Annotated in this window: 20 protein-coding genes; 13 read left to right on the forward strand and 7 right to left on the reverse strand. The window is 72.9% G+C overall.

The features are described 5' to 3' along the window. Positions 1-168 precede the first annotated feature (168 nt). The 3 genes from E2C05_RS12150 (at position 169) to E2C05_RS12160 (ending at position 3,677) form a co-directional block, all read left to right on the forward strand. Positions 169-3,006, forward strand: coding sequence for a [protein-PII] uridylyltransferase (locus E2C05_RS12150; protein WP_133219903.1), 2,838 nt, complete (start codon positions 169-171; stop codon positions 3,004-3,006). 48 nt (positions 3,007-3,054) lie between these two features. Further along, the gene (locus E2C05_RS12155; RefSeq protein ID WP_133219904.1) at positions 3,055-3,366 is read left to right on the forward strand and encodes a hypothetical protein; all 312 of its coding nucleotides are present in this window, start codon (positions 3,055-3,057) and stop codon (positions 3,364-3,366) included. Positions 3,367-3,494: 128 nt separating this feature from the next. Further along, complete coding sequence (locus E2C05_RS12160; protein WP_133219905.1) at positions 3,495-3,677, forward strand: hypothetical protein; 183 nt, start codon at positions 3,495-3,497, stop codon at positions 3,675-3,677. A 180-nt stretch (positions 3,678-3,857) separates the two neighbouring features. Here the strand turns inward: E2C05_RS12160 and E2C05_RS12165 are convergent, their stop codons facing one another. The 3 genes from E2C05_RS12165 to E2C05_RS12175 all read right to left on the reverse strand — a co-directional run bounded on the left by E2C05_RS12165 (position 3,858) and on the right by E2C05_RS12175 (position 8,711). After that, positions 3,858-4,820 (reverse strand): Bug family tripartite tricarboxylate transporter substrate binding protein, encoded by a 963-nt coding sequence (locus tag E2C05_RS12165; protein WP_133219906.1) that lies wholly within the window; start codon positions 4,818-4,820, stop codon positions 3,858-3,860. A gap of 172 nt (positions 4,821-4,992) precedes the next feature. After that, positions 4,993-7,248 (reverse strand): xanthine dehydrogenase molybdopterin binding subunit, encoded by a 2,256-nt coding sequence (gene xdhB / locus E2C05_RS12170; RefSeq protein WP_133219928.1) that lies wholly within the window; start codon positions 7,246-7,248, stop codon positions 4,993-4,995. A 59-nt stretch (positions 7,249-7,307) separates the two neighbouring features. After that, positions 7,308-8,711, reverse strand: a complete 1,404-nt coding sequence (locus E2C05_RS12175; protein ID WP_133219907.1) for a xanthine dehydrogenase small subunit — start codon at positions 8,709-8,711, stop codon at positions 7,308-7,310. 115 nt (positions 8,712-8,826) lie between these two features. Here E2C05_RS12175 and gnd point away from each other — a divergent pair, with 115 nt between their 5' ends. The 5 genes from gnd to E2C05_RS12200 all read left to right on the forward strand — a co-directional run bounded on the left by gnd (position 8,827) and on the right by E2C05_RS12200 (position 12,978). Beyond that, positions 8,827-9,813: a phosphogluconate dehydrogenase (NAD(+)-dependent, decarboxylating) gene (gene gnd / locus E2C05_RS12180; protein WP_133219908.1), complete on the forward strand. Its 987-nt coding sequence runs from the start codon at positions 8,827-8,829 to the stop codon at positions 9,811-9,813. Positions 9,814-9,815: 2 nt separating this feature from the next. Next, complete coding sequence (locus E2C05_RS12185) at positions 9,816-10,340, forward strand: gluconokinase (RefSeq protein WP_133219909.1); 525 nt, start codon at positions 9,816-9,818, stop codon at positions 10,338-10,340. A 12-nt stretch (positions 10,341-10,352) separates the two neighbouring features. Further along, a complete protein-coding gene (locus E2C05_RS12190; protein WP_133219910.1) occupies positions 10,353-11,378 on the forward strand; it encodes a glycosyltransferase family 4 protein in 1,026 nt (341 codons plus the stop codon). Positions 11,379-11,822: 444 nt separating this feature from the next. Continuing rightward, positions 11,823-12,527: a ribonuclease activity regulator RraA gene (locus tag E2C05_RS12195; RefSeq protein ID WP_133219911.1), complete on the forward strand. Its 705-nt coding sequence runs from the start codon at positions 11,823-11,825 to the stop codon at positions 12,525-12,527. A 19-nt stretch (positions 12,528-12,546) separates the two neighbouring features. Further along, positions 12,547-12,978 carry an acyl-CoA thioesterase gene (locus E2C05_RS12200; RefSeq protein ID WP_205082787.1) on the forward strand — a complete coding sequence of 144 codons (432 nt, stop codon included), beginning with the start codon at positions 12,547-12,549 and terminating at the stop codon, positions 12,976-12,978. An 18-nt stretch (positions 12,979-12,996) separates the two neighbouring features. Here the strand turns inward: E2C05_RS12200 and E2C05_RS12205 are convergent, their stop codons facing one another. Next, positions 12,997-14,229, reverse strand: coding sequence for a YeeE/YedE family protein (locus E2C05_RS12205; RefSeq protein ID WP_133219913.1), 1,233 nt, complete (start codon positions 14,227-14,229; stop codon positions 12,997-12,999). A 390-nt stretch (positions 14,230-14,619) separates the two neighbouring features. Then, complete coding sequence (locus E2C05_RS12210) at positions 14,620-16,098, reverse strand: NAD-dependent succinate-semialdehyde dehydrogenase (RefSeq protein WP_133219914.1); 1,479 nt, start codon at positions 16,096-16,098, stop codon at positions 14,620-14,622. Positions 16,099-16,311: 213 nt separating this feature from the next. On the opposite strand from E2C05_RS12210, the gene E2C05_RS12215 reads away from it, so the two are divergent. Next, a complete protein-coding gene (locus E2C05_RS12215; RefSeq protein WP_133219915.1) occupies positions 16,312-17,259 on the forward strand; it encodes a tripartite tricarboxylate transporter substrate binding protein in 948 nt (315 codons plus the stop codon). A 25-nt stretch (positions 17,260-17,284) separates the two neighbouring features. Continuing rightward, on the forward strand, positions 17,285-18,073 hold the full coding sequence (locus tag E2C05_RS12220) for a cyclase family protein (protein ID WP_133219916.1): 789 nt from the start codon (positions 17,285-17,287) through the stop codon (positions 18,071-18,073). 69 nt (positions 18,074-18,142) lie between these two features. On the opposite strand, the gene E2C05_RS12225 is transcribed toward E2C05_RS12220, so the two are convergent. After that, positions 18,143-19,555 carry an amidase gene (locus E2C05_RS12225; protein WP_158292077.1) on the reverse strand — a complete coding sequence of 471 codons (1,413 nt, stop codon included), beginning with the start codon at positions 19,553-19,555 and terminating at the stop codon, positions 18,143-18,145. After that, entirely contained in the window at positions 19,552-19,752 is a 201-nt protein-coding gene (locus tag E2C05_RS32960; protein WP_158292078.1) for a hypothetical protein, read from the reverse strand. Before E2C05_RS32960 ends, E2C05_RS12225 begins: the two co-directional genes overlap by 4 nt. Before the next feature lie 81 nt (positions 19,753-19,833). On the opposite strand from E2C05_RS32960, the gene E2C05_RS12230 reads away from it, so the two are divergent. Genes E2C05_RS12230 through E2C05_RS12240 form a run of 3 tightly spaced genes read left to right on the forward strand, consistent with a single transcriptional unit; the run spans position 19,834 to position 24,999 of the window. Beyond that, the gene (locus E2C05_RS12230) at positions 19,834-21,909 is read left to right on the forward strand and encodes a hydantoinase/oxoprolinase family protein (RefSeq protein WP_133219918.1); all 2,076 of its coding nucleotides are present in this window, start codon (positions 19,834-19,836) and stop codon (positions 21,907-21,909) included. 10 nt (positions 21,910-21,919) lie between these two features. Next, positions 21,920-23,704 carry a hydantoinase B/oxoprolinase family protein gene (locus E2C05_RS12235; RefSeq protein ID WP_133219919.1) on the forward strand — a complete coding sequence of 595 codons (1,785 nt, stop codon included), beginning with the start codon at positions 21,920-21,922 and terminating at the stop codon, positions 23,702-23,704. Further along, positions 23,701-24,999, forward strand: a complete 1,299-nt coding sequence (locus tag E2C05_RS12240) for an amidase (RefSeq protein ID WP_133219920.1) — start codon at positions 23,701-23,703, stop codon at positions 24,997-24,999. Before E2C05_RS12235 ends, E2C05_RS12240 begins: the two co-directional genes overlap by 4 nt. The last annotated feature ends 12 nt before the right edge of the window (positions 25,000-25,011 follow it).

Raw genomic sequence — 25,011 nt, forward strand, 5'->3', positions numbered from 1 at the left:
GGCGGCGCCGGCGGCGGCCGCGCCGGGCGGCCACCCGGCGCTCGCGGCGCTGGCCGCGCTTGACCCCGATGCGCTGTCCCCGCGGGAGGCGCAGGAGGCGCTCTACAGGCTGAAGTCCTTGATGGAAGGCGCTGTCCCCCAGGGCTGACAGGCGCTAGGTTGGCGGGAATGAGCGCCGCCTCCGCCCCGAGCCCCGAGTATGGAGGTCCCCGGACCTCCTCCCAGCGCCATCCGGTGCTGGCCGAGATGCCGGCCGTCATCCCGGACCTGATTGCCGAGATCTGCGGGGAGGCGGGCCGTGGCCCGGTCCGGCGGGAGGAGGCGCTGGACCTGCTGCGCCGGCATCTGGGCCGCATCCAGGCGACGGTGCAGGAAAGCTTCGAGGCGCATGAATTGTCCGGCCTCGCCGCCGCCCGCTGGCTGGCGGCGCTGAGCGACGGGCTGATGTCGGCGATCCACCACTATGCCCTGGCCATGGTGCCGGCCCGCGGCGCGGCGGAACTGGCGGAGGCGCCCTTCGCGCTGGTCGCCACCGGCGGCTATGGCCGCGGCGTCCTCGGCCCCTATTCCGACATCGACCTGCTGTTCCTGAGCGACGCGCCGGCCGGCCCGCGCGCCCAGCGGGTGGTGGAGTTCGTGCTCTACCTGCTCTGGGATCTCGGCCTGAAGGTCGGCCACGCCACCCGCAGCCTGCGCGACTGCCTGGAGGAGGCGGGCAAGGATTCCACGGTGATGACCGCGCTGGTCGATGCCCGCTTCCTGGCCGGGGAGCAGCCGGTCTTCGACCGTTTCCAGGACGCCTTCGCCCGCGGCAACCGCCAGCGCGGCCTCGGCCCCTTCCTCTCGGCCAAGCGGCAGGAACGGGCGGGGCGGCATGCCCGGTACGGCGACAGCCCCTATCTGGTCGAGCCGAACATCAAGGAAGGCCGCGGCGGCCTGCGCGACCTGCAGACCCTCTACTGGCTGGCGCGCTACGCCTTCGGCACCCAGCGCATGCCGGACCTGGTCGGGCCGGACAGCCCGGGCGGCGGCCTGCTGACCGAGCACGAGGCGCGGGCCATCCGCCGCGCCTGGGACTTCCTCTGGACCGTCCGCTTCCACCTGCACTACGTCGCCGGCCGCGCCGAGGAACGCCTGACCTTCGACTTCCAGCCGGTGGTGGGCGCCCGCATGGGCTACACGCCGCGCGGCCGGCAGGACGGCGTCGAGCGCTTCATGAAGCACCTGTTCCTGACGGTGCGCGACGTGCTGCGGCTGACCCGGGTGCTGGAGCCGGCGATCGAGCGCGCCTCGCTCGGTCCGCCCGCCACCCGCCGGCAGGGCGATGCGGCGCTGGCCGAGGCGGGCCTCGCGCTGGCCGACGGCAAGCTGGTGGCGGCGCCGCCGAACCGCGACTTCTCCCGCGAACCGATCCTGATGCTGCGCATCCTGAAGGCGGCGCGCGACCGCAAGCTGGAGGTGCACCCGCTGGCGGTCCGGGCGCTGATCCGCAACGCGCACCATGCCGTGGCGATCCGCGGGACGGAGGAGGCGAATGCCCTCTTCCTCGACCTGCTGGCGGGCAAGGACGCCGCCATCTGGCTGCGGCTGATGAACGAGACGGGGTTCCTCTCCCGCTTCGTGCCGGACTGGGCCCGCATCGTCGGGCTGATGCAGTTCGACACCTACCATGTCTACACGGTCGATGAGCACACGATCGAGGCGATCGGCGTGCTGCAGCAGATCGAGCGCGGGGAGCTGTCGGAGGCCGCCCCGGTCGCCTCGGAGCTGATCGGCCAGCTGCAATCGCGCCGCGCCCTGTACATGGCGACGCTGCTACACGACATCGCCAAGGGCCGCGGCGGCGACCATTCCGAGCTCGGCGCCCGAATCGCCACCGAGCTTGGCCCGAAGATCGGCCTGACGCCGGAGGAGACGGAGACCGTCTCCTGGCTCGTCCTCCACCACCTGCTGATCAGCCAGACCGCCTTCAAGCGCGACATCGAGGACCCCAAGACCATCCTCGACATCGCCGATCTGGTGCAGTCACCCGAGCGGCTGCGGCTGCTGCTGGTGCTGACGGTCTGCGACATGCGCGCCGTCGGGCCGAAGGTCTGGAACGGCTGGAAGGCCACCCTGCTGCGGGAGGTCTACTGGCGGGTGGCGGAGGTGCTGGCCGGCGGGCTGAGCGTGCCGGAACGCGACGTGCGCGTGGCCCGCGCCCGCGACGCCGCCGCCGCCATGCTGGCCGGCTGGCCGGAACCGGACCGGCAGAGCTTCCTCGCGCTCGGCTATCCCGGCTACTGGCTGTCCTTCGACGCCGAGACGCATGCCCGCCACGCCGCCCTGATCCGGGAGGCGGAGGCGACCAGCGCCCCACTGACCGTGCGCACCCGCGTGCTGGAAAGCCGGGCGGTGACGGAAGTCACGGTCTATGCCGCCGACCATCCCGGCCTGTTCAGCCGCATCGCCGGCGCCCTGGCCGTCGCCGGCGCCAGCATCGTCGATGCCCGGATCCATACGCTGACAAACGGCATGGCGCTGGACACCTTCTGGGTGCAGGACGCCGCCGGCGGCGCCTTCGACGCGCCGCACCGCCTGGCGCGGCTTTCCGTGCTGATCGAGCAGGCGCTGTCCGGCCGCCTCCGGTTGCGCGACGAGATCCGCAAGGTCCGCCGCGAACCTGCAAGGTTGCGGGCGGTGACGGTGCCGCCGCGGGTGGTGTTCGACAACCATGCCAGCAACACCCATACCGTCATCGAGGTGAATGGCCGCGACCGGCCGGGGCTGCTGCACGACGTGACGGCGGCGATCAGCGGGGAAGGCCTGCAGATCGCCAGCGCGCACATCACCACCTATGGCGTGCGGGCGGTGGACGTCTTCTACGTGAAGGACGTCTTCGGCCTGAAGGTGGAGAACGAGCGCAAGCTGGCCAGCCTGCGCCTGGCGATGGAGGCGGCGCTGGCGCCGCCGGCGGAAGGGGGCGGCGCCGCTTCCGCCCCCCGCGCGGCCGCCGACCGGGCCTGATCTTTCCCCCGCCCGGCGCGTTGTCCCGGCAACAGCCGAGGACCAGCGATGTCGAGCGACCCCGTGATGCGGCCCGACCAGGCAACCAACCCCGGCGAGGATTACGAGAACACCGTCTCCTCCCATACCGGGATGGGCGGCCCGAAGGCGCCGGCGCGCGACAAGCGGCCGGAAGCGCAGTACCAGCGCAGCGACCTTGCCCAGGGCGTGAACCGCACCGACGACGCCGCGCCGAAGGGCCCGGTGAACATCGCGGTGAAGGGCAATAGCGAAACCGCCGGGCCGGATGAGGCGGTGAAGGAAACGCCAAAGGCCACCGGCCGCGGCAGCCGCGATGCCCCCGGCCTGCCGCAGGACTGAACGCCGCCCGACAGGGCGACAGGACGCGGCGACAAGCCGGCGGGCATCCCTCCAAGCGGGACGCCGCCCGTGCCGGCAGGCTTTCCCCACGCCCGGGCCGCCCGGTCCGGGGACGAAGGAGACACCCGATGCGCATCCTGATGATCGCCCTGGCCGCGGCCCCCTTGCTGGCCGCCTGCGACACCCCGGCGCGCGGGCCCAGCACCGATGCGGGCCTGCCCGTGGTGACCAACCCCAACGTGCCGGGCGCCGGCGGCGTGACGCCGCTGGCGCGGCCGGCGGGCAGCCGGGGCGGCGACAAGGGCAGCTGACCGGAGAGGCGGGTCGAGGAGGGCGCTGCCCCCCTCGAACCCCACCAGCCGAGGACCGAAAGGCCCTTGGAGCCCGTGGGTCATCGCCGGAAGAAAGGCCCCGCTCGCTCCCCCCTGCGGCGATCGATCCGCACGGGGTCCGGCGGCCGGTCCGGTGCCTGGCGGGGTGAGCGCGCCAGGTCAGCCGCCCGCGGCCAGCCCCGATTCCCGCATCAGCCGCGTGATCACCGCCTTGTCGCGGGCATAGAGGGCGAGGGCGCCGGCGGGGTCGGTCCAGACCGGGTCGCTGCCCGTGCTCTCCAGCCGCGCCCGGGTCGCCGGGTCCTCCACCGCATGGCGAAAGGCGGCGGCCAGGCGGTCCTGCACCGGCGCCGGCGTCGCGGCCGGGGCGAAGAGCAGGATCCAGGTGGACAGCTCATAGCCCGGCAGCACCTCGCCGATCGCCGGCGCATCCGGCAGGTTGGGGCGGCGGGCCGCGCCGGTGACGCCGATGGCGCGGGCCTTGCTGCTCTCCAGCACCGGCCGCAGGCTGCTTTCCGAGATGAACACGCTGTCGATGCGGCCGGCGGCGAGGTCGCGCGCCGCATCGGCGCCGCCGCGATAGGGGATGTGCTCCATCTTCACGCCCGCCATGGACTGCATGAGTTCGCCCATGAGATGGCCGATATGCGCGACGCCCGGCGTCCCGAAGGTGACGGCGCCGGGGCGCTTCCGCGCGTCCTCCAGGAAGCCGCGCAGGTCGCGCGCCGCGAAGTCGGCGCGCATGCCCAGCACATAGGGCGCGCTGGTCAGCTGGGTGAAGGGGACGAGGCTGTCGTAGTCGAGCGGCAGGGACTTGTTGGCGAGCGGCGAGGTGATGGTCGTCGCCCCTTCCATCACCAGGGTGTAGCCATCGGGCGGCGACTGCGCGACGAGCGCGGCGCCGAGGGCGCCGGAGGCGCCGGTGCGGTTCTCGACGATCAGCGACTGGCCGAGATGCTCGGCGACCTTGGGCTGGACGATGCGCGCGACGGTGTCGGCGATGCCGCCGGCGCTGTAGGGGACGATCAGGCGGACGGGGCGGCTGGGGAATCCTTCCTGCGCGCGCGCGGCGAAGGGCAAAGCGAGGCCGGCGGCGAGCGCGGCCCGGCGCGTGGCGTGCATGGCATTCCTCCCGGTAAGCTGTCCGGCAGGGTGCCCCGCGTCAGCGGCAGGCGCCAGACTCGCGGGTTCCAAGGGCCCTTCGGCCTTAGGGACACCCCATGACGATGCTGCGCATCGTCATGGGGACCCCGTCGTGGGGTGAGCGCGTGAGGGCAGAGCCCTCTCGCAACGACTACCGCCGCCCGCGCAACGCCATCAGCACGCGCTCCGGCGTCGCCGGCGCATCCAGCCGGTCCGTCCCGATCGCGTCCTTCAGCGCGTTCCACACCGCCGTCGCCAGCAGCAGCGGCGGCTCCCCCACCGCCTTCGACCGGAAGATGGTCTCGGACCGCGCCGGCGCCCCTTCCAGCAGCCGGGTGCTGAACACCGGCGGCACGTCGCGGCTGCCCGGGATCTTGTAGGTGCTGGGCCCGAGGGTGCGCAGCCGACCCTCGGCGTCCCACCAGAGATCCTCGCAGGTCAGCCAGCCCAGGCCCTGGACGAAGGCGCCCTCCACCTGGCCGCGATCCACCGCAGGGTTCAGGCTGCGGCCGCAATCCTGCACCAGCCAGGCGCCGAGGCAGCGATGCTCGCCGGTCAGAGTATCCACCGCCACCTCGGCCACTGCCGCGCCGTAGGAGAAGTAGAAGAAGGGCTGGCCGCGCATGGTCGCGCGGTCCCAGTGGATGTCGGGCGTCTTGTAGAAGCCGGTGGCCGAGAGCGAGACGCGCCGCATGTAGGACAGCTTGGCGAGTTCGCCGAAGGTCATGGCGCGGTTGCCGCCGGCGCGCACCATGCCGTCGGCGAAGGCGATGTCGCCGGGTGCGACGCCCCATTCCGCGGCCGCGACCTCCGCCATGCGGGTCCGGATGGCGCTGGCCGCGGCATGCGCCGCCCAGCCATTCAGGTCGCTGCCGGTGCTGGCCGCGGTGGGGGAGGTGTTGGGGACCTCGGCGGTGGTGGTGGCGGTGATGGCGATGCGGTCGGGGTCCACGCCGAAGACGTCGGCGACCACCTGCGCGATCTTGATGAAGAGGCCCTGCCCCATCTCCGTCCCGCCATGGTTCAGGCGGATGGAGCCGTCGGTGTAGACATGCACCAGGGCGCCGGCCTGGTTCATGTGCATCTGGCCGAAGGAGATGCCGAAGGCCAGCACCATGCTGCCCAGGCCGCGTCGCAGCAGCGGATGCTTCGCGTTGAAGGCCGTAATCTCCGCCCGCTTCGCATCCCAGTCGGAATCACGCTTCGCCTCCGCCCAGACGCGGCGGATCAGGTCGCCCTCCAGGTGCTGGCCATAGGGCGTCTCGGTGCCGTTCCCGCCGCCGGCGAAATTCCGCTCGCGCACGACATCGGGCGGCACGCCGAGCGCATCGGCGACGCGATGCACCACATCCTCGATCAGCAGCGCGCCCTGCGGGCCGCCGAAGCCGCGGAAGGCGGTGTTGCTGACGGTGTTGGTCTTGCAGGCCAGCGCGCGCAGCGACAGCGCCGGCACGTCGCAGGGGCCGAGCGCATGGGTGATGGCGCGGAAGATCACGCCGCCGGTCATGTCCAGGCTGTGGCCGGCATCGGCGGCCATGATGGCGTCCAGCGCCAGGATGCGGCCGCTGGCGTCGCAGCCGGCGGTCCAGCGATAGAGGAAGGGGTGGCGCTTGCCGGTCGCCGCCATGTCGGCCTTGCGCGACAGGCGCAGCTTGACGGGCCGGCCGGTGCGGCGCGCGGCCAGCGCGGCCGCGGCGGCGACCCAGCTTGCGTTGCTCTCCTTGCCGCCGAAGCCGCCGCCCATGCGCCGGGTGGCGACGGTGACGCGGTTGTAGTCGAGGCCCAGCACTCGGGCGACGACATGCTGCACCTCGGTCGGGTGCTGGGTCGAGGATTGCACGGCGATGTCGCCATCCTCGCCCGGGGTCGCCAGGGCGATCTGGCCTTCCAGGTAGAAATGCTCCTGCCCGCCGGCGCGGAACTCGCCCGCCAGGCGATAGGGGGCATTGGCCAGCGCCTCCCCCACATCGCCGCGGGTGATGGATTGCGGCGGCAGGATCCAGGCCTCGCGGGCGATCGCCTCCTCGATGCTCAGCACCGGCGGCAGCGGCGCGATCTCCGGCGCCAGCGCCGCGGCGCCGGCCAGCGCGGCATCGCGCGTCTCCCCCACCACCACGGCCAGGGGCTGGCCGGCATATTCGACGATGCCCTCGGCCAGCATCACCTCGTTGGCGCCGGCGGCGGCGATGTCGTTGCGGCCGGGAATGTCGCGCGGCAGCAGCACCGCGACCACGCCCGGCAGGGCCAGCGCCGGCGCCGGGTCCAGCGCCAGGATGCGGCCATGCGCGACCGGGGACAGGGCCAGCGCGGCATGCAGCAGGCCGGGCGGTTCGGGCGCATCGTCCAGGAAGCGCGCCTCGCCGGTCGCGTGCTTCAGCGCGCTGTCATGGCGCAGGGCGGCGCCCATGCCGCGGGCCGTGCGGGGCGCTTCCCCGGCGGCGTGGGCCGGCAGGGTCGGGATGTGGTTCACAACGCGTGCACCTCCGCCGCCAATTCGGGCTTGGTCACCCGCCAGTAGAGCCGCCGCAGCAGCCCCTGCGCCGCGGCCAGCCGGTAGGCCGCGCTGCCGCGCCAATCCGTCAGCGGCGAGAAGTCCTTGGCCAGGTCTTCCGCCGCATCCTCGAAGCTGGCCGGGGCCAGCAGCTTGCCGGTCAGCCGCGCCTCCGCCGCCGGGGCGCGCGCCGCCATCGGGCCCATGCCGCCGAAGGCGAGGCGGGCGCAGGCCACCCGCCCGCCCTCCACCCGCAGCAGGAAGCCGGCGGCGACCGCGGAGATGTCCTGGTCATGCCGCTTGCTGACCTTCTCGCAGGCCAGGTGTTCGCCCGGGCGCGGCCGCGGGAGGCGCACGGAGACGATGACCTCGTCCGGCGCCAGGGTGGTGCGGCGGTAGCCCAGCAGGAAATCCTGCACCCGCTGCTCCCGCTCCCCCCGCGGGGAGGCGATCCGCAGGGTGGCATCCAGCGCCAGCAGCGGCGGCAGCATGTCCCCGATGGGGGAGGCGGTGCCGAGATTGCCACCCAGCGTGCCCATGCCGCGGATTTGGCGGGAGCCCAGGCGGGACAGCAGGGCGCCGAGCGGCGCCAGCCCGCCATCCAGCAGCGGCGGCAGCCGCGCATAGGGCACCGCGGCGCCGATCGTCAGCGCCGCCGCGTCGGCGACCAGCGCCTGCAACTCGGGGACCGCGCCGGCATGGATCACGGCGGCGGGGCGTTCGCGGTGCTCGCTGACCCGCAGGCCGAGATCGGTGCCGCCGGCCAGCAGCCAGGCCCCGGGATGCGCCGCCCGCAGGGCGAGCAGGTCCGCCAGGCTGGCGGGGCGGTGGAAGACCTGGTCCCCGGCGGCGAAGCGGGCCCCGCCGATGCCGGGCAGGGCGGGCGGCTGCGGCGCGCCATCATCGACGATCGCGGCGAAGGCGTCGGTGATCGGGCGATAGCCGGTGCAGCGGCAGAGATTCCCCGCCAGCGCCTCATGCACATCCCCGCCTTCCGGCCCGCCGGTGCGGGCATGCGCCCAGGCCGCCATGGCGACGCCCGGGGTGCAGAAGCCGCACTGCGTCGCATCGGCCTCGGCCAGCAGGCGCTGGATCGGGTGCGGGCCGCCATCCGGCCCGCGCAGCCCCTCCACCGTGCGGATGGCCTGCCCATGCAGCTGGCCCAGCATCGCCAGGCAGGCATTCACCGGGGTGCGGCTGCCATCCTGCCCTTCCAGCACCACGGTGCAGGCACCGCAATCGCCCTCCGCGCAGCCTTCCTTGGTGCCGGGCAGCCCCGCCGGGCCGCGCAGCCAGTCCAGCAGCGTCATGGTCGGCGAGAGGTCGGGCGCCAGGGTGACCGGCCTACCGTTCAGCACCAGGGTGATGCAATCCGTCATGCCCGCAGCCTAGCAAGCCCCGAGCCACAACCGGGACGTGTCGGACGGGTGACTTTCCAGCGATGGCGGTGCCGGTTAGATGCGCAGAGCGATTGGTCAGCGGGAGAGAGGCGCGATGCAGCTGGGCATGGTCGGCCTGGGCCGGATGGGCGGCAACATCGTGCGGCGGCTGCTCCGAGCGGGGCACCATTGCGTCGCCTTCGACCGCGACGCGGCGGCGCGGGAGGCGCTGGCGGCCGAGGGCGCGACCGCCGCCGCCGACCTGCCGGCGCTGGTGGCAGCGCTCGACGCGCCGCGCGCCGTCTGGGTCATGCTGCCTGCCGGCGAGGCGACGGAAGAGGCGCTGCTGACGCTGGCCGGCCTGCTGTCCCCCGGGGACGTGCTGATCGATGGCGGCAACAGCTTCTGGAAGGACAGCGTCCGCCGCGGCGCCATGCTGCGCGACAAGGGGCTGCATTTCCTCGATATCGGCACCTCCGGCGGGGTCTGGGGGCTGGAGCGCGGCTACTGCCTGATGATCGGCGGGGAGGCGGCGGTGGTCCACCGGCTGGACCCGCTGCTGGCCGCCCTGGTCCCGGGCAGGGCCGCCGCCCCGCCCACCCCCGGCTTCGCCGGCGATCCGCGGGCCGAGCAGGGCTATGTCCATGCCGGCCCGAACGGCGCCGGGCATTTCACCAAGATGGTCCATAACGGCATCGAATACGGCATGATGCAGGCCTTCGCCGAGGGTCTCGACATCCTCAAGCATGCCGACAGCGAGGCGCTGCCGCCCGAGCAGCGCCTGGACCTGAACCTGCCCGACATCACCGAGGCCTGGCGGCGCGGCAGCGTGGTGGCGAGCTGGCTGCTGGACCTGACGGCGCAGGCGCTGCAGCAGGACCCGGCGCTCGATGGCTTCTCCGGCCATGTCTCGGACAGCGGGGAGGGCCGCTGGACGGTCCAGGCGGCGGTGGAGACGGCGGTGTCCGCCCCGGTGCTCTCGGCCGCGCTCTATGCCCGCTTCGCCAGCCGGGACGAGGCGCGCTTCAGCGGCAAGGTGCTGTCCGCCCAGCGCAAGGGCTTCGGCGGGCATCTGGAGCCACCGAAGCCGGCTGCGGAGTGACCATGAAGCCGCTGGTCCTCGTCATGGGCGTCTCCGGCGCCGGCAAGAGCACGGTGGGCGGCCTGCTGGCCGAGCGGCTGGGCCTGCCCTTCGCCGATGCGGATTCCTTCCACCCGCCCGCCAACATCGCGAAGATGCGCCGCGGCGAGCCGCTGACGGATGCCGACCGCTGGCCCTGGCTGGATGCGATCGGCTCCTGGGTGGATGCAAGGACGGCGGAGGGCAGCGGCGGCGTGGTGACCTGCTCGGCGCTCCGGCGCGCCTATCGGGAAAGGCTGCGGGCCGGCCGGCCGGCGCTGCGGCTGCTCTACCTGGCGGGGGAGCCGGCGCTGATCGGCGCGCGGCAGGCGGCGCGGCCGGGGCATTTCATGCCGGCGAGCCTGATGGCCAGCCAATTCGCCACGCTGGAGGAGCCGACGCCCGAGGAAGGCGCGATCCTGGTGTCCGTCGCGCCGCCGCCGGAAGACGTCGTCGACGCCGCGATCGGACGCCTTCAGGATGCCGGCGCAAGCAGTTCACCCGCATAGACCCTTCGGGCCATGAAGATCCAAATCGTATTGTCGCATCCCGCGCCCGAGATCTATGGCGAGACGCGCGAAGTCTACCTGGCCCAGCGCCTCGCCGGAATGGGGCACGAGGTGGGTCTGCTGCGCGCCTTCGATGGCGGTGCGACCATCACCCGGGACACGGGCGAAGGCGTCGCCATCCGGTACTGTCCGGCCGATGACGGGCGGGCCGAAGCGCATGCTACGGTGTCGACGGCGATGCTCCATGCCGTGCTGGCCGAGAAGCCCGACATCCTGATCTTCAAGGGCATCGGGTACAGCATCGTCGGGCAGATCATCGAAGGCGCCCGGCATCTGGCCTGCCGCATCGGCTTCATCCTCGGCGGCAATGCCGTGGAGCCGGAACTGGTGCATGCCGACTTCGTGCTGACCGAAAGCGACCGTCAGGCGGCCCTGGTTCGCACGGCGGTCAAGGATGCCGTCCTGTGCCAGGTGCTGCCCAAATACATCAACTGGCCGGTCGCCGACCGGGTATTCCAGACCCGGCTGCAGGCCGCGCCGCGATACGACATCGTCAATGTCGGGCAGTTCGAGCCCCGGAAGAACCAGATCGAGCTGCAGGCCTTCTTCGCCGACCACGCCGTCGCCCTGATCGGCGATGGCGAGACCCGGCCGCAGGTCGAGCTGTCGGCCAAGGACTTCCCGAAGGTCGAATTCCTCGGGAGCCGGCCGAATGACCAGGTGCTGGAGACCATCGGCCTCTCCCGGATCATGGTGCATTGCTCCCTGTGGGAAGGCGTGCCCCGGTCCCTGATCGAATCCCTGGCCTGCGGCACGCCGGTCGTTGCCTATGGCCACGCCATCCAGGGCGATTTCGACGAGTCATGCGGCGTCCGGCTCGTCGCCAGCGGCGAGTTGCATGCGGCCGTGACCGGCCTGCTGTCGGACCCCGAAAGCCTGGGCCGCCTGTCGGAGAATGGCCGCCGCTTCGCCCGCGACGTGCATGGCCCGGACCGCCTGACGGACGCCGCCGCCTTCATCGCCGCCGCGGGCCGCTAGGGCAGATCCCGCCCAGGTGGACTCACCTGGTCGGGCGAAGCGGCCCATGGCTTCAAATGACCGGAGCGGTTGCCGTCGGCCATGGCGAACGGAAAGCGCGCTGGTGTCCCGAACCCGAAGGACGCCGCCACCGGCGGCGCCCCTCGGGTCCGACCACTCGTGTTTGCCTGCAGTGGCATCCTGATCCGGAGAGTTCGCAGCCGGTGGCGGCGAACTCCGCCGGCAGGACACGAGGCCGGATCGCGTCGCGGCCGCGCCGCCGTGGCGCGCGGTTCCGCGCCCATGGCCGGGCACCGCATGCCGGTTCCGCTGGACGCAGGCCGGGCCCAGGAGCCGAGCACGGGGCGCGGCCATTCTGCCCGCGTTCCGGCCCTGCGGCGGCAAAGGCACCTGTTCGACATGAAGTGAGGAGGTTATGGCTGCGCGGCGAGCCAGGAGAACACCATGCCCCTCGATGCCGCCGCCCGCGCGGTGCTGGAGACCGTCTCCACCGCCACCATCACCACGCTGCTGCTGAAAAAGGGGCTGCGGAACATCTGGATGCGTGGGCCGCAGCCCTTCACGCCCACGGCCAAGGGCAAGAGGATGGTCGGCCCCGCCTTCACGCTGCGCTTCGTCCCGGCGCGGGAGGACCTGGCGACGCCGGAATCCTGGTCCTCCCCGCGCTCGACCCGCGCGGCGATCGAGGACATGCCGGAGGGCGTCATCGCCGTCGCCGATGCCATGGGCGTCACCGATGCCGGCATCTTCGGCGACATCCTCTGCGCCCGCCTGATGAAGCGCGGCGTCACCGCCCTGGTGACGGATGGCTGCGTGCGGGACGTCGCCGGCGTGGTCGGCACCGGCATGCCGGTGTGGTGCAAGGGCGGCGCGGCGCCGCCCTCGGTCGCCGGCCTCACCTTCGTCGGCTGGCAGGAGCCGATCGGCTGCGGCGGCGTCGCGGTCTTCCCGGACGACATCATCGTGGTGGACGATGACGGCGCGGTCTGCATCCCGGCCGCCTTCCTGAAGGACGTGGTCGAGGGCGGGCCGGAACAGGAACGGCTGGAGGCCTGGATCGTCGGCAAGGTCGAGCAGGGGGAGAAGCTGCCCGGCCTCTACCCGCCCAATGCCGAGAACAAGGCGCGCTACGAGGCGGAGAAGAAGTAGCCGCCCGCGTCGCGCCGCCATGCCCGCCCCGCCGCCGCCGCCCGCGCGCTTCCTCTTCTGGACGGAGGAGAAGCTGCGCGTGTCCGACACGGACATGAATGGCCATGTGAACAACGGCGCCATCGGCGCCTTCTGCGAGGCCGGGCGGGCGGAACTGATGCTGGCCGTCGCCGGCCCACCGGAGACCCGCGCCGTGCGCATGGCGGTGGCCCGGGTCGAGATCGACTACCTGCGGGAGATCCACTACCCCGGCCGGGTGCGGATCGGCACCGCGGTGGCGCGGATCGGCCGCAGCAGCATCACGGTGGAGCAGGGGCTGTTCCTGGACGAGGCCTGCTTCGCCACCTCGGTCGGCGTCATGGTGATGCTGGACCCGACCACGCGGCGCCCGACCGAGATGCCGGCGGCGCTGCGGGAGGGTTTCGCCGCCCTGGCGCCGCGGGCGGCATGACCGCGCCGGTCGCGGCGCTCAGCACCCGGTCTGCCGCGGGGTCCGCTCCACCTCCAGCCCGAAGAGCGGCCGCAGCCGGGTGCCGATGACGCTGCCGGCGAAGGCGACCGCCATCCAGGCCCAGCCATGCAGGCTGCCGGAGGCAATGCCCGAGAAATAGGCACCGATATTGCAGCCATAGGCCAGCCGCGCGCCATAGCCCAGCATCAGCCCGCCGATCACTGCCGCCAGCGCCGAGCGCAGGGGCACCCGCAGGCTGGGCGAGAAGCGGCCGGCCAGCGCCGCCGCCAGCATCGCCCCCAGCACGATGCCGAAATCCATGACCGAGGTGATGTCGCGCAGCACGCTGCCCTGCAGCGCCGCCTGGCCCTGCGGCGTGGACCAGTAGGGCCAGCTTGCGGCGTCGATGCCGACCGCGATCGCCGCCTTTGACCCCCAGAGCGCGAAGGCCGAGGTGATGCCCCAGGGCTTCCCGGCGAGCGCCAGGGTGACGAAGTTCAGCAGCGCCAGCGCGACGGCGCCGGCCAGCACCGGCCAGGGGCCACGCAGGACCCTGGCCAGGCCCTGCCGCGGTGCCGGCCGCGCCGCCACCAGCGCGCCATGCCGGCGCCGTTCCAGCCAGGCCGTGCCCAGGGCGATCAGCGCGAACAGCCCGAGGTTCAGCGCCAGCGCCGGCCCGACGCCCCAGTCCTGCACGAGGGAGATGGGCCGCAGGTGCCACTGCGCCTGCCACCAGTGGAAATGCGCCGCGCCCAGCGCCGAGCCGATGATGAAGAAGGCCAGCACCAGAAGCATCCGCACGGACCCGCCGCCCGCGGTGTAGAGCGTGCCGGAGGCGCAGCCGCCGGCGATCTGCATGCCGATGCCGAAGACGAAGGCGCCGAACAGCAGGGACAGGCCGATGGGCGAGACATTGCCCGTCACCGGCTGGCCCCAGAGCGATCCGGCCGACAGGGCCGGGAAGAACAGCAGCACGGCGATGCCGAGCATCAGCATCTGCGCCCGCAGCCCCTCCCCGCGCCGGTCGGCGATGAAGACCCGCCAGGCGGAGGTGAAGCCGAAGGCGGCATGGTAGAGCACGAGGCCGAGCGCGGCGCCCAGCAGGTACAGCGCCGCCTGCCGCGGGCTGACGGCCTGGCCGATGGCCAGCGCGCCGAGCAGCAGCAGCGCGGCGGCGCCGAGGGCGGCCGGGGATTGGATGTCGGTCGCCCGCGCCGGGGCGGGCGCGGCGGCCATGAGGGATGCGGACATGCGGGCAGGGTCTCCGGACCGGAAGGAGGGCTGCCTGCCATATGGCTGGGGGCCGCCGCCGGTTTCACTTCGCCGGTTGTGACGATCGGGTAACCCCGATGCCCGCTGCGGTCATGGCGTTAAATCACGTCTTACAAGCGTAATTTAAGCCGTATCAGCCGGCTTGGAGCAGGGCACCCACGACCGCCCGGGTGCCGCCCATCGCCCCGGGCGCGCGACCCGCGCCCGGGGCGGGAGCATGAGCCCGGCTCCCGGCGGCCGCCAGCGTCCAACCCGGTCCGCACCGCCGCCCGCCGCGAAGGCGGCGTACCTGGCGCCGTCGCGGCATGGCCGAGAGCGATCAGGCGCGCCCGGGCCGGTTGCCCGGGCGGCCTTCGCTGGTCGGGTCGATCAGGTCCCGATGCCGCCCAGCGCCAGGTACTTCACCTCGAGATACTCCTCGATCCCGTGATGGCTGCCCTCGCGGCCCAGGCCGCTCTCCTTGACGCCGCCGAAGGGCGCGACCTCGGTGCTGATCAACCCCTCGTTGATGCCGACCATGCCGCTCTCCAGCGCCTCTGCCACCCGGAAGATCCGGCCGACATCGCGGCTGTAGAAATAGGCCGCGAGGCCGAAGGGCGTGTCGTTGGCCAGCGCGATCGCCTCCTCCTCGGTCTTGAAGCGGAACAGCGGCGCCACCGGGCCGAAGGTCTCCTCGTTGAAGACCAGGCTGTCGCGCTGCACGTTGGTCAGGATGGTCGGCAGGTAGAAATTGCCCGGCCGCTCCGCGCGCTTGCCGCCGGTCAGCACCTTCGCGCCCTTGCCAAGCGCGTCGGCGACATGCTCCTCGACCTTCTTCACCGCATCGGCGTTGATCAGCGGGCCCTGGGTCACGCCCGGCTCCATGCCGTCGCCGACCTTCAGCGCCTCGACCGCCGCCTTCAGCTTGGCGGCGAAGGCGTCGTAGACGCCGTCCTGCACCAGGATGCGGTTGGCGCAGACGCAGGTCTGGCCGGTGTTGCGGTACTTGCTGGCCATCGCACCCTGCACCGCGGCATCCAGGTCGGCATCGTCGAAGACGATGAAGGGCGCATTGCCGCCCAGCTCCATGCTGGTCTTCTTGATGGTGGGGGCGCATTGCGCCAGCAGCGTGCGGCCGACATCGGTGCTGCCGGTGAAGGTCAGCTTGCGCACCAGCGGATTGCCGGTGAGCTCCTTGCCGGTCTCGCCGGAAGGGCCGGTGATGACGTTGCAGACGCCGGGCGGCATGCCCGCGCGCTCCGCCAGCACGGCGATCGCCAGCGCCGAGAAGGGCGTCTGCGAGGCCGGACGGATTACGCCGGTGCAGCCCGCGGCCCAGCCCGGCCCGGTCTTGCGCGTGATCATGGCGGCGGGGAAATTCCAGGGCGTGATGGCGGCGAAGACGCCGATCGGCTCCTTCGTCACGATGATGCGGCGGCCCTTGGCGTTCTGCGGGATGGTGTCGCCATAGACCCGCTTGGCTTCCTCGGCGAACCACTCGATGAAGCTGGCGGCATAGGCGATCTCGCCCTTGCTCTCGGCCAGCGGCTTGCCCTGCTCGGCGGTCATGATCGCCGCCAGGTCATCCGTGTTGGCGATCATCAGGTCGAACAGCTTGCGCAGGATCGCCGCGCGCTCCTTCGCCAGCATGGCGCGCCAGCCCTTCTGCGCCTGGTGCGCCGCCTCGATGGCGCGGCGGGTCTCGGCGGCGCCCATGGCGGGGACGCGGCCCACCACCTCTCCGGTCGAGGGGTTGCGGACCTCAAGGGTCTTCCCGCTGTCGGCCTGGACCCATTGGCCCCCGATGTAGTTGGCCTGGCGGAAGAGCTCGGGGTCCTTCAGCGGCAGGGTTGCGACGGCGTCGAGCATGATGGGTCTCCTTCCCTCGGTTGGGTGGCAGGATAGAGCGGATCGCGGCGGGGCGTGAACGGCCCCCCCAGACCGGTCCAGGGGCATGGGCCCCCAACGCGCGGTGGGGCGCGCCCGCTCCCGCCTCCGCCGCCGGGCCGGGCCGGGCGCGGCGGCTTCCGCCGGCCGGCCCCCTGGCCTAGCCTCGGCGCAACGGGATGGAGGGGGAACGCCATGCGCCGCGCGATGTTGCGCGCCGCCCTGCTGCTGGCGCTGGCGCCCGGCGGGGCCGCGGCCTTTCCGGACCGTCCGGTCACCGTCATCAACCCTTACGCCACCGGCAGCCAGGCCGATGCCACCGCCCGCGCCCTGGCCGAGGGGCTGTCGGCCCAGCTCGGCCAGCCCGTGGTGGTGGTGAACCGCGAAGGCGCGTCGGGCGTCGTCGGGCTGCGCGTGCTGGCCGCCAGCCCGCCGGATGGCCATACCCTGGCCTTCTCCGCCCTGGTGCCGCTGACCATCCAGCCGCACCTAGTGCGCGACACCGGCCTGGGGCCGGAGGCGGTCGCGCCCATCTGCAACGTCACCGAGAACATCCTGGGCGTCATGGTCCGCGCGGACAGCCCGTGGCGCGACCTGCGCGACATGGTCGCAACCGCCCGGCAGCGGCCGGTGACCTATGGCTCGCCCGGGCCGAACTCGGCCCCGTCCATCGGGATCGAGCGCATCCGCAAGGCGGCGGGCGGCGCCTTCGTGCATGTCGCCTTCCGCGGCGACGCCGCCTCCCTGCTCGAGGTCAAGGCGGGGCGCCTGGATGCGGCGGCGATCGTCGTCGCTTCCGGCGTGCCGCTGGCGCGGGCGGGGGAGATGCGGCTGATCGGCACCTTCTCCCTGCGGCGGCACCCCGAATTCCCCGAGGTGCCGACCGCCGCCGAACAGGGGATCGAGGCGGTCGAGCTGTCCGCTGCCGGGCTCTTCGCCCCGCGCGGCACGCCGGCGCCGGTGCTGGCGCGGCTGGAGGCCGCCTGCCGCGCCGCCATCGGCACCGAGGGCTTCGCCGCCATGACGCAGCGCTGGGCGGTGCTGCCGGAATACCTGGACCGCGCCGCCTTCGCCGACCGCCTGCGCGCGCATTTCGAGGACCACGCCGCGGTGCTGCGCGCGCTGGGCGTGCAGCCGGAATGACCCGCCCCACAAGGAAAGGACCCCCATGCCCCGCCGCATCATCGACATCTCGGTCCCGCTGAAGGCCGGCATCAAGTCCGACCCGCCCTGGGCGCTGCCGCAGATCGACTACCACGACCACCAGATGACGGCGCCGCCCATCGCCGAGTATTTCGGCATCCGCCAGGACCAGCTGCCGGAAGGCAATTATGCGGCGCGGGAGCAGGTGCGGATCAGCACGCATGCCGGCACCCACCTGGACAGCCCGTACCACTACTTCCCGCGCCAGGACGAACGCCTGACGCCCGGCGGCCGACCCTCCCTGCGGATCGACGAGGTGCCGCTGGACTGGTGCTTCCAGGCGGGCGTGAAGCTCGACTTCCGCGGCCTGCCCGATGGCTACACCGTGCAGCCCGAGGACGTGGCGAAGGAGCTCGACCGGATCGGCCATGTGCTGAAGCCGCTCGACATCGTGGTGGTGAACACCCGCGCCGGGTCGCGCTACGGGGAGGACGACTATGTCGATGCCGGCTGCGGCATGGGCAAGGCGGCGACGCTCTGGCTGCTGGAGCAGGGCGTGCGCGTGACCGGCACCGATGCCTGGTCCTGGGACGTGCCCTTCAGCGTGACCAAGCAGCGCATCGCCGAGGGTGCCGACCCCGACATCATCTGGGAAGGCCACCGCGCGGGGCGGGAGATCGGCTACTGCCACCTGGAGAAATTGCACAACCTGGAAGCCCTGCCGCCGCATGGCTTCCAGGTGGCCTGCTTCCCGGTGAAGGTGCATCGCGGCTCCGCCGGCTGGACGCGGGCGGTGGCGATCCTGGAGGAGTAAGGCCGGTCGCGGCGCGGCCTGGACGCCGCAGAGGCCATGTCCGCCCGGCCCCGCCTGGGCCGGGGCGGATCAGCCGCCGGGCGGCAGGCGCCGGTGCCAATCGGTGCGGCGCTGATAGGCCTCGCCGGCGCGCAGCAGCACCGCCTCCCCGCCCGGCCGGCCGATGAGCTGCACCGCCAGCGGCAGGCCGCGCGCGTCGAAGCCGGCAGGCAGGCTCAGCGCCGGCAGGCCGAGGTAATTCACCACCTTGGTGTTGCGGGTCAGCGCCACCACCATGTCCAGGTAGTCCCTGCCGCGCTTGCCCGTGGTCTCGGCGATGGTCGGCACCGGAATGGCCAGCACGGGCGCCAGCAGCAGGTCCACCCCGGCCATCGCCGCCAGCATCTGCCGCAGGTAGTCCGCGCGCAGCTTCAGCGCCTGGATGTAGTCCACCGCGGGGATGAAGAAGCCGGCATGCAGCCGGTGCCCGACCTCCTGCGTGTAGCGCGCCTCCGCCGCCCGCATCTGCGCCAGGTGGTTGGCGGCGCCTTCCGCCTTCATCACCAGCGGGTGCAGTTCCGCCACCTCGTGCAGCAGGTCGGCCGGCAGCCGCACCTCCTCCACCGCCAGGCCGGCGCGGCGGAATTCCTCGGCCGCCGCATCCAGGCCCCAAGCCACCTCAGGATGCAGCCCTTCGTCGAAATAGCCGCGGGCGAGGCCGATGCGCGGTGGCGGCGCCGGCGCGTCCAGCGCCGCCTCGAACCCGCCGGCAGGCAGGTCCAGGCTGGTGGCATCAAGCGGGTCCGGCCCGGCGATGACGTCCAGCATCCGCGCCGCGTCGCGCACGGTGCGCGCCAGCGGCCCGACCACGTCCAGGGAGAAGGACATGGGCATGACGCCGTGCCGGCTGACGCGGCCATAGGTCGGCAGCAGGCCGACCACACCGTTCACCGCGGCCGGGCAGCGGATGGAACCCCCGGTGTCGCTGCCGAGCGCCGCATGCACCAGCCGCGCCCCGACCGCGACGCCGGAGCCGGAGGAGGAGCCGCAGGGGATGTGGTCATGGTTCCAGGCGTTGCGGCATTGCGGGTAATTGGCGTTGTAGCCATGCGGGCCCATGGCGAATTCCACCATGGCGAGCTGTCCGATCTCGATGGCGCCGGCCGCGTCCAGCCGGTCCAGCACCGTCGCCGTCTCCATCCGCGCCATTCCGTCCCGCAGCCGCGAGCCGCAGCCGGAGACGCGGCCCGCCCTGTAGACCATGTCCTTATGTGCCATCGGGACGCCATGCAGCGGCCCCAGCGGCTGCCCGGCGGCGCGCCCGGCATCCGCCGCGTCGGCGGCGCGCCGCGCGCCCGCCGCATCCAGCGCGACGAAGCAGGCGAGATGCGGGTCTCGCGCGGCGATGCGCTCCAGCACCTCCTCCAGCACCGCCCGCGCGGTTACGCGGCCGCTGCGGATGGCGTCGGCCGTCTCCGTCAGGCTTGCCGCCGCCCAGTTCATGACCGCTTCGCCGTCTCGGCCAGCAGGCGCCGGAAGGCCGATGGCTCGGTATCGAAGGCCACGCGGCCGCGCGCCGCCTCGGCCGCGGCACGCAGCTGTTGCAACTCCACCGGCAGCTCCGCCAGCCGCGCCTCGGTCAGCGCCAGGCGCGGATGCGCGGCATTCCACAGGCGGACCAGCTCGGGCGGGATGGTCATGCGGCGTCCTCCGGATCGGCATGGGGCTTGCAAAGCCCGTGCCCGGCAGCCCCGGCCACCGGCCGGGGCGCGGAGGAACGCATGGGCTATCGCATCGCCGTCGATACCGGCGGGACCTTCACCGATGTCGTCGTGCTGGACCCGTCCGGGCGGCTGCACATCGGCAAGGCACTGACGACCCCGGACCGCATCTTCGAGGGCATGCAGGGCGCCCTGGCGGTGGTAGCGGAGGCGCTGGGGATGCCGGCGGAAGCGCTGCTGGCAGGGTCCGGCACGCTGATCTACGGCACCACCCGCGCGACCAATGCCGTCGTCACCCGCCGCACCGCGAAGACCGCCTTCCTGACCACCCGCGGCTTCAAGGACACGCTGACCCTGAAGGAGGGCGGCAAGCCCGGCCCGCACGACTATTCCTACGACTATCCCGACCCCTACATCCCCCGCCGCCGCAGCTTCGAGATCACGGAGCGCATCGGCGCCGGCGGCGAGGTGGTGCTGCCGCTGGACGAGGTGCAGGCGCGCGCCGTCATCGCCACGCTGCGGGAGCGGGGGTTCGAGGCGGTGGCGGTCTCCCTGCTCTGGTCCATCGCCAACCCGGCGCATGAGCTGCGCCTCGGCGCCCTGCTGGCGGAGATGCTGCCGGGCGTGCCCTACACGCTGTCGCACCAGCTCGTCCCCATCCTGCGGGAATACCGCCGCGCCTCGGCGACGGCCATCGACGCCTCGCTCAAGCCGCTGATGCAGCGCCACCTGCGGGAGATGGCGGCGGACCTGCAGGCGGCGGGCTTCGCCGGCGACCTGCTGGTCAGCACCTCCGGCGGCGGCTGCCAGGCTGTGGAGGACCTGATCGCCCGGCCGATCCACACGCTGAAATCCGGCCCCGCCATGGCGCCGGTCGCAGGCCGCGCCTATGCCGCGCTGGAAGGCCTGGGCGGCAACGCCATCGTCTGCGACACCGGCGGCACCACCTTCGATGTCGGCCTCGTCCGCGATGGCGGACTGGTCTACACGCGGGAATCCTGGCTGGGCGGCCGCTGGCTGGGCGACATCATCGGCACCTCCACCGTGGACGTGCGCAGCATCGGCGCCGGCGGCGGCTCCATCGCCTGGGTGGATGCCGGCGGGCTGCTGCGCGTCGGGCCGCAATCGGCGGGCTCCGTCCCCGGCCCCGCCTGCTACGGCCGCGGCGGCGACCAGCCCACCGTCACCGATGCCGCCCTCGTGCTCGGCTATATCGACCCCGCCTATTTCAACGGCGGCCGCCTGCGGCTGGACCCGGCGGCGGGCGAACGCGTCATCGCCGGCCTGGCGGCACGGCTGGGCCGGACGCCGGACGAGACGGCGGCGGCGGTGATGACCATCGCCGACGAGCTGATGATCAAGGCGATCGGCGAGATCACCGTGAACGAGGGCGTGAACCCGCGCGAGAGCGTGGTGGTGGCGGGCGGCGGCGCCGCCGGCTTCAACATCATGCCCATCGCGCGCGAACTCGGCTGCGGCACGGTCATCCTCCCGCGCCTCGCTTCCGCCCTCTCGGCCTGCGGGATGCAGCACAGCGACATCGTCTTCGAGGCGACGCGCAGCCGCTTCACCGACAGCGCCGGCTTCGACATCGCCGGCGTGAACCGCGCCCTGGAAGAGATCGGCGCCGAGCTGGCAGCCTTCCGCGCCGGGCTGCGCGGCGCCGTCGGCGCCGGGGCACGCATCAAGCTGCTGGTCGAAGCCCGCTACCGCGCCCAGGTCTGGGAGCTGGACACGCCCCTGCCCGCCCCGCGCCTGGCCGGCCCCGCCGATGTCGCCGCGCTGGCGGAGGCCTTCCACCAGGCGCATGAACGCGTCTACGCCGTGCGGGACGAAGGCAGCCCGGTGGAGTTCGTCAACTGGAAGGGGCGGATCGCCATCACCCTCTTCGCCCCGCCGCCGCCGCCCGCCAGTCCGGCCGAGCCGCACGACCCGGTGCCGGATGCGCGGCGCAGCGCCTATTTCGCCGGGGTGGGGCGCGCACCGGTGCCGGTCTTCCGCGGCGACGGGCTGGCGCCCGGCGCGCGCATCGCCGGCCCGGCGATCATCGAGGAGCCGACGACCACCATCGTCGTCCCGCCCGGCCTTTCGGCGGCGCTGTCGGCCGCCGGCAACTACATCCTGCGCTGCGGCTGAGGGGGATGCGATGACCGAGGCCCTCGACCCCGTCCTCCTCTCCGTCATGGCGAACCGCCTGGACGGCATCGTGCGGGAGATGACGAACACCCTGCTGCGCGCCGCCCGCTCGGCCGTCATCTCCTCGGCCCGCGACTTCTCCTGCTGCATCGTCACCGGCGACGACGCCCTGCTCGCCCCTGCCGAGGGGCTGCCGGTGCACATCTTCGGCTGCCACATCCAGACCGCGAACATGCGCCGCTACCATGCGGGCGACCTCCGCCGCGGCGATGCCTATCTCGACAACGACCCCTATGGCGGCAACACCCATCCCGCCGACCACACCTTCATGGTGCCGGTCTTCGTCGATGGCGAGCACCTGTTCACTAGCGTCGCCAAGTGCCACATGGCGGATATCGGCAATTCCATCCCCAGCAGCTACTTCGTCCTGGCGCGGGACGTGTACCACGAAGGCGCGCTGGTCTTCCCCGGCGTGCGCATCCAGCGGGACTACCGGAATATCGAGGACATCGTGCGCATGTGCCGCGCCCGGATCCGCGTGCCGGACCAGTGGTATGGCGACTACCTCGCCGGCCTCGGCAGCGCCCGCGTCGCGGAGCGCCGGCTGGAGGAGTTCTGCGGCAAGTACAGCGTGCCCACGGTGAAGCGCTTCATCCGCGAATGGTTCGACTATTCCGAACGGCGCATGGAAGACAACATCCGCCGCCTGCCGAAGGCAAGGCTGGTCAACAAGGGCCGCTCCGACCCGCTGGAGGGCATCCTGCCCGGCGGGCTGGAGCTGACGGTGAAGCTGGAGATCGACCCGGAGGCGGGGATGATCGATGTGGACCTGTCGGACAACCCGCCCTGCGTCGATGTCGGGCTGAACACCTCGCTCGGCGCCGCCACCTCGGCCGTGGTCGGCGCCATCTTCAACGCGCTGGAGAAGGACGTGCCGCGCAATGCCGGCAGCTTCCGCCGCCTGCGCTTCACCTATGCCGAGAACAGCGTGGTCGGCGCGCCGGTCTTCCCGCACAGCTGCTCCATGGGCACCACCAACGTATCGGAGCGGCTGGTGAACATCACCCAGTCGGCCTTCGCCCAATTGGGCGACGGGCATGGGCTGGCCGAGGGCGGCACCGGCCTCGGCGCCGGCATGGCGGTGATCTCCGGCCGCGACCACCGGCGCGGCGACGCGCCCTTCGTCAACCGCATGATGCTCAGCACCAATGGCGGCCCGGCCTCCCCGGTCGCGGATGGCTGGGTGAACTACGCCATCCCCGTCATCGCCGGGCTGATGTACCGCGACAGCGTGGAGGTGGACGAGCTGAAGCACCCGATCCGGGTGAACAGCCTGGAACTGGTGCAGGACAGCGCCGGCGCCGGCCGGCAGCGCGGCGCCCCGGCGCAGCGGATCGAGCTGGCGCCGACCGGCAACCCCGTCACCGCCGTCATCTCCTGCGACGGGCAGCATGCGCCGCCGCGCGGCGTGGCGGGCGGGCGGGACGGCACGCCGGGCGCCACCTGGCTGGTGGAGGGCACGGAGGCGCGGCGCCTGCCCAATGTGGTGCAGGTCACGCTGCAGCCCGGCCAGGCGCTGCGCGGGCGGGACAGCGCCGGCGGCGGCTATGGCGACCCGGTGACCCGCGACCCGGCGCGCGTGCTGCACGACGTGCTGGAAGGCTGGGAGAGCCGGGAGAAGGCGGAGGAGGTCTATGGCGTGGTGCTGACCGGACTGATCGAGGATGAGAGCCTGGCGGTGGACGCGGCGGCGACCGCGGCGCGCCGCGCCACGCTGCGGGCGGCGCGGGCATGAGCGCGCTGGTGCAGGACCCCGGCCGGGTCCGCGACCTCGCCGCCGCCCAGGCCTCCGGCGCCCTGACCTCGGAGGTGCTGGTGCGGCGTTGCCTGGACCGCATCGTCGCGGTGGATGGCGAGGTGCGGGCCTGGGTGCATGTCCTGGCCGATGACGTCCTGGCCGAGGCCCGTGCGCGGGATGCCGAACGCGCCGCCGGCCAGGTTCGCGGTCCGCTGCATGGCATCCCGGTGGGCGTGAAGGACGTGATCGATGTCCGCGGCCTGCCGACGCGCGCCAACAGCCCGTCCCGCGATGGCATCGCGCCGGCCACGGCGGATGCGACGGTGGTGGCGCATCTGCGGGCAGCCGGCGCCGTCATCCTCGGCAAGCTGCACACCACCGAATATGCCTATTACGAATCCCGCCCGCCGACGCGGAACCCCTGGGACCTGGCGCGCACGCCGGGCGGGTCCTCGGCCGGGTCGGGGGCGGCGATCGCTTCCGGCACGGTGCCGCTGGCGCTCGGCACCCAGACCGCCGGCAGCGTGAACCGGCCGGCGGCCTATACCGGCACCGCGGCCTTCAAGCCCTCCACCCTGGCCATCGGCGGCACCGGCGTGGTCCCGCTGGCCCCCAGCTTCGACACGGTGGGCGCCTTCGGCGCGACGGCGCAGGACGCGACCTGCCTCGCCGCGGGCTATGCCGCCGACCATCTGCGGATCGGCGCCGCCACCCCCGCGCCGCGCCTGGTGGTGCTGGAGGATCCGCTGGTGGGGCGCCTGGCCGTGCCGGGCACGCTGGCACGCCTCGGCGCGCTGGCGGAAACGCTCGCCGCGGCGGGGCTGCCCATGCGCCGCGCCGCGACGCCGGTGGGGCTGGCGGCGATCCTGGCCGCACATCGCACCGTGCTGCTGGCGGAGCTTGGCCGCACCCATGCCAACCTGCCGCGCGACCGCATCGCGCCGCGCCTCGCCGCCGATATCGAGGCGGGGCTGGCGATCCCGGAGGCCGCGTACCACGCCGCGCTGCGCACCCTGGCGGCACAGCGGCATGAGTTTTGGGCCGGCTTCGGGCCGGACGACCTGCTGCTGCTGCCGGCCGCCCCCGATGTGGCGCCGGCGGACGGCACCACCGGCGACCCGTCCTTCGTCATCCCGACCACCGCCCTGGGCGGGCCGGTGGCGACTTTGCGCGCCGGCCTCGATGCCGATGCCGGCCTGCCGGTGGGCGCGCTGCTCTTCGCCGCGCCGGGGGCGGATGCGCGGCTCGCCGGCTTCCTCCTCTCCGATACCGCCACGCGCCTGGACCTCTAAAGGGACGCCGCC

Source organism: Paracraurococcus ruber (genome assembly GCF_004353985.1).
Classification (GTDB): domain Bacteria; phylum Pseudomonadota; class Alphaproteobacteria; order Acetobacterales; family Acetobacteraceae; genus Paracraurococcus; species Paracraurococcus ruber.

What these genes read in the sequence shown, in the direction of transcription:
- E2C05_RS12200 (WP_205082787.1), top strand. Translation starts at nt 12,547, where the DNA reads ATGCCCGCCCCGCCGCCGCCGCCCGCGCGCTTCCTCTTCTGGACGGAG.
- E2C05_RS12150 (WP_133219903.1), top strand. Translation starts at nt 169, where the DNA reads ATGAGCGCCGCCTCCGCCCCGAGCCCCGAGTATGGAGGTCCCCGGACC.
- E2C05_RS12165 (WP_133219906.1), bottom strand. Translation starts at nt 4,820, where the DNA reads ATGCACGCCACGCGCCGGGCCGCGCTCGCCGCCGGCCTCGCTTTGCCC.
- E2C05_RS12235 (WP_133219919.1), top strand. Translation starts at nt 21,920, where the DNA reads ATGACCGAGGCCCTCGACCCCGTCCTCCTCTCCGTCATGGCGAACCGC.
- xdhB (WP_133219928.1), bottom strand. Translation starts at nt 7,248, where the DNA reads ATGGGCGCCGCCCTGCGCCATGACAGCGCGCTGAAGCACGCGACCGGC.
- E2C05_RS12175 (WP_133219907.1), bottom strand. Translation starts at nt 8,711, where the DNA reads ATGACGGATTGCATCACCCTGGTGCTGAACGGTAGGCCGGTCACCCTG.
- E2C05_RS12185 (WP_133219909.1), top strand. Translation starts at nt 9,816, where the DNA reads ATGAAGCCGCTGGTCCTCGTCATGGGCGTCTCCGGCGCCGGCAAGAGC.
- E2C05_RS12210 (WP_133219914.1), bottom strand. Translation starts at nt 16,098, where the DNA reads ATGCTCGACGCCGTCGCAACCCTGCCGCTGAAGGACCCCGAGCTCTTC.
- E2C05_RS12190 (WP_133219910.1), top strand. Translation starts at nt 10,353, where the DNA reads ATGAAGATCCAAATCGTATTGTCGCATCCCGCGCCCGAGATCTATGGC.
- E2C05_RS32960 (WP_158292078.1), bottom strand. Translation starts at nt 19,752, where the DNA reads ATGACCATCCCGCCCGAGCTGGTCCGCCTGTGGAATGCCGCGCATCCG.
- E2C05_RS12155 (WP_133219904.1), top strand. Translation starts at nt 3,055, where the DNA reads ATGTCGAGCGACCCCGTGATGCGGCCCGACCAGGCAACCAACCCCGGC.
- E2C05_RS12220 (WP_133219916.1), top strand. Translation starts at nt 17,285, where the DNA reads ATGCCCCGCCGCATCATCGACATCTCGGTCCCGCTGAAGGCCGGCATC.
- E2C05_RS12225 (WP_158292077.1), bottom strand. Translation starts at nt 19,555, where the DNA reads ATGAACTGGGCGGCGGCAAGCCTGACGGAGACGGCCGACGCCATCCGC.
- gnd (WP_133219908.1), top strand. Translation starts at nt 8,827, where the DNA reads ATGCAGCTGGGCATGGTCGGCCTGGGCCGGATGGGCGGCAACATCGTG.
- E2C05_RS12160 (WP_133219905.1), top strand. Translation starts at nt 3,495, where the DNA reads ATGCGCATCCTGATGATCGCCCTGGCCGCGGCCCCCTTGCTGGCCGCC.
- E2C05_RS12195 (WP_133219911.1), top strand. Translation starts at nt 11,823, where the DNA reads ATGCCCCTCGATGCCGCCGCCCGCGCGGTGCTGGAGACCGTCTCCACC.
- E2C05_RS12205 (WP_133219913.1), bottom strand. Translation starts at nt 14,229, where the DNA reads ATGTCCGCATCCCTCATGGCCGCCGCGCCCGCCCCGGCGCGGGCGACC.
- E2C05_RS12215 (WP_133219915.1), top strand. Translation starts at nt 16,312, where the DNA reads ATGCGCCGCGCGATGTTGCGCGCCGCCCTGCTGCTGGCGCTGGCGCCC.
- E2C05_RS12240 (WP_133219920.1), top strand. Translation starts at nt 23,701, where the DNA reads ATGAGCGCGCTGGTGCAGGACCCCGGCCGGGTCCGCGACCTCGCCGCC.
- E2C05_RS12230 (WP_133219918.1), top strand. Translation starts at nt 19,834, where the DNA reads ATGGGCTATCGCATCGCCGTCGATACCGGCGGGACCTTCACCGATGTC.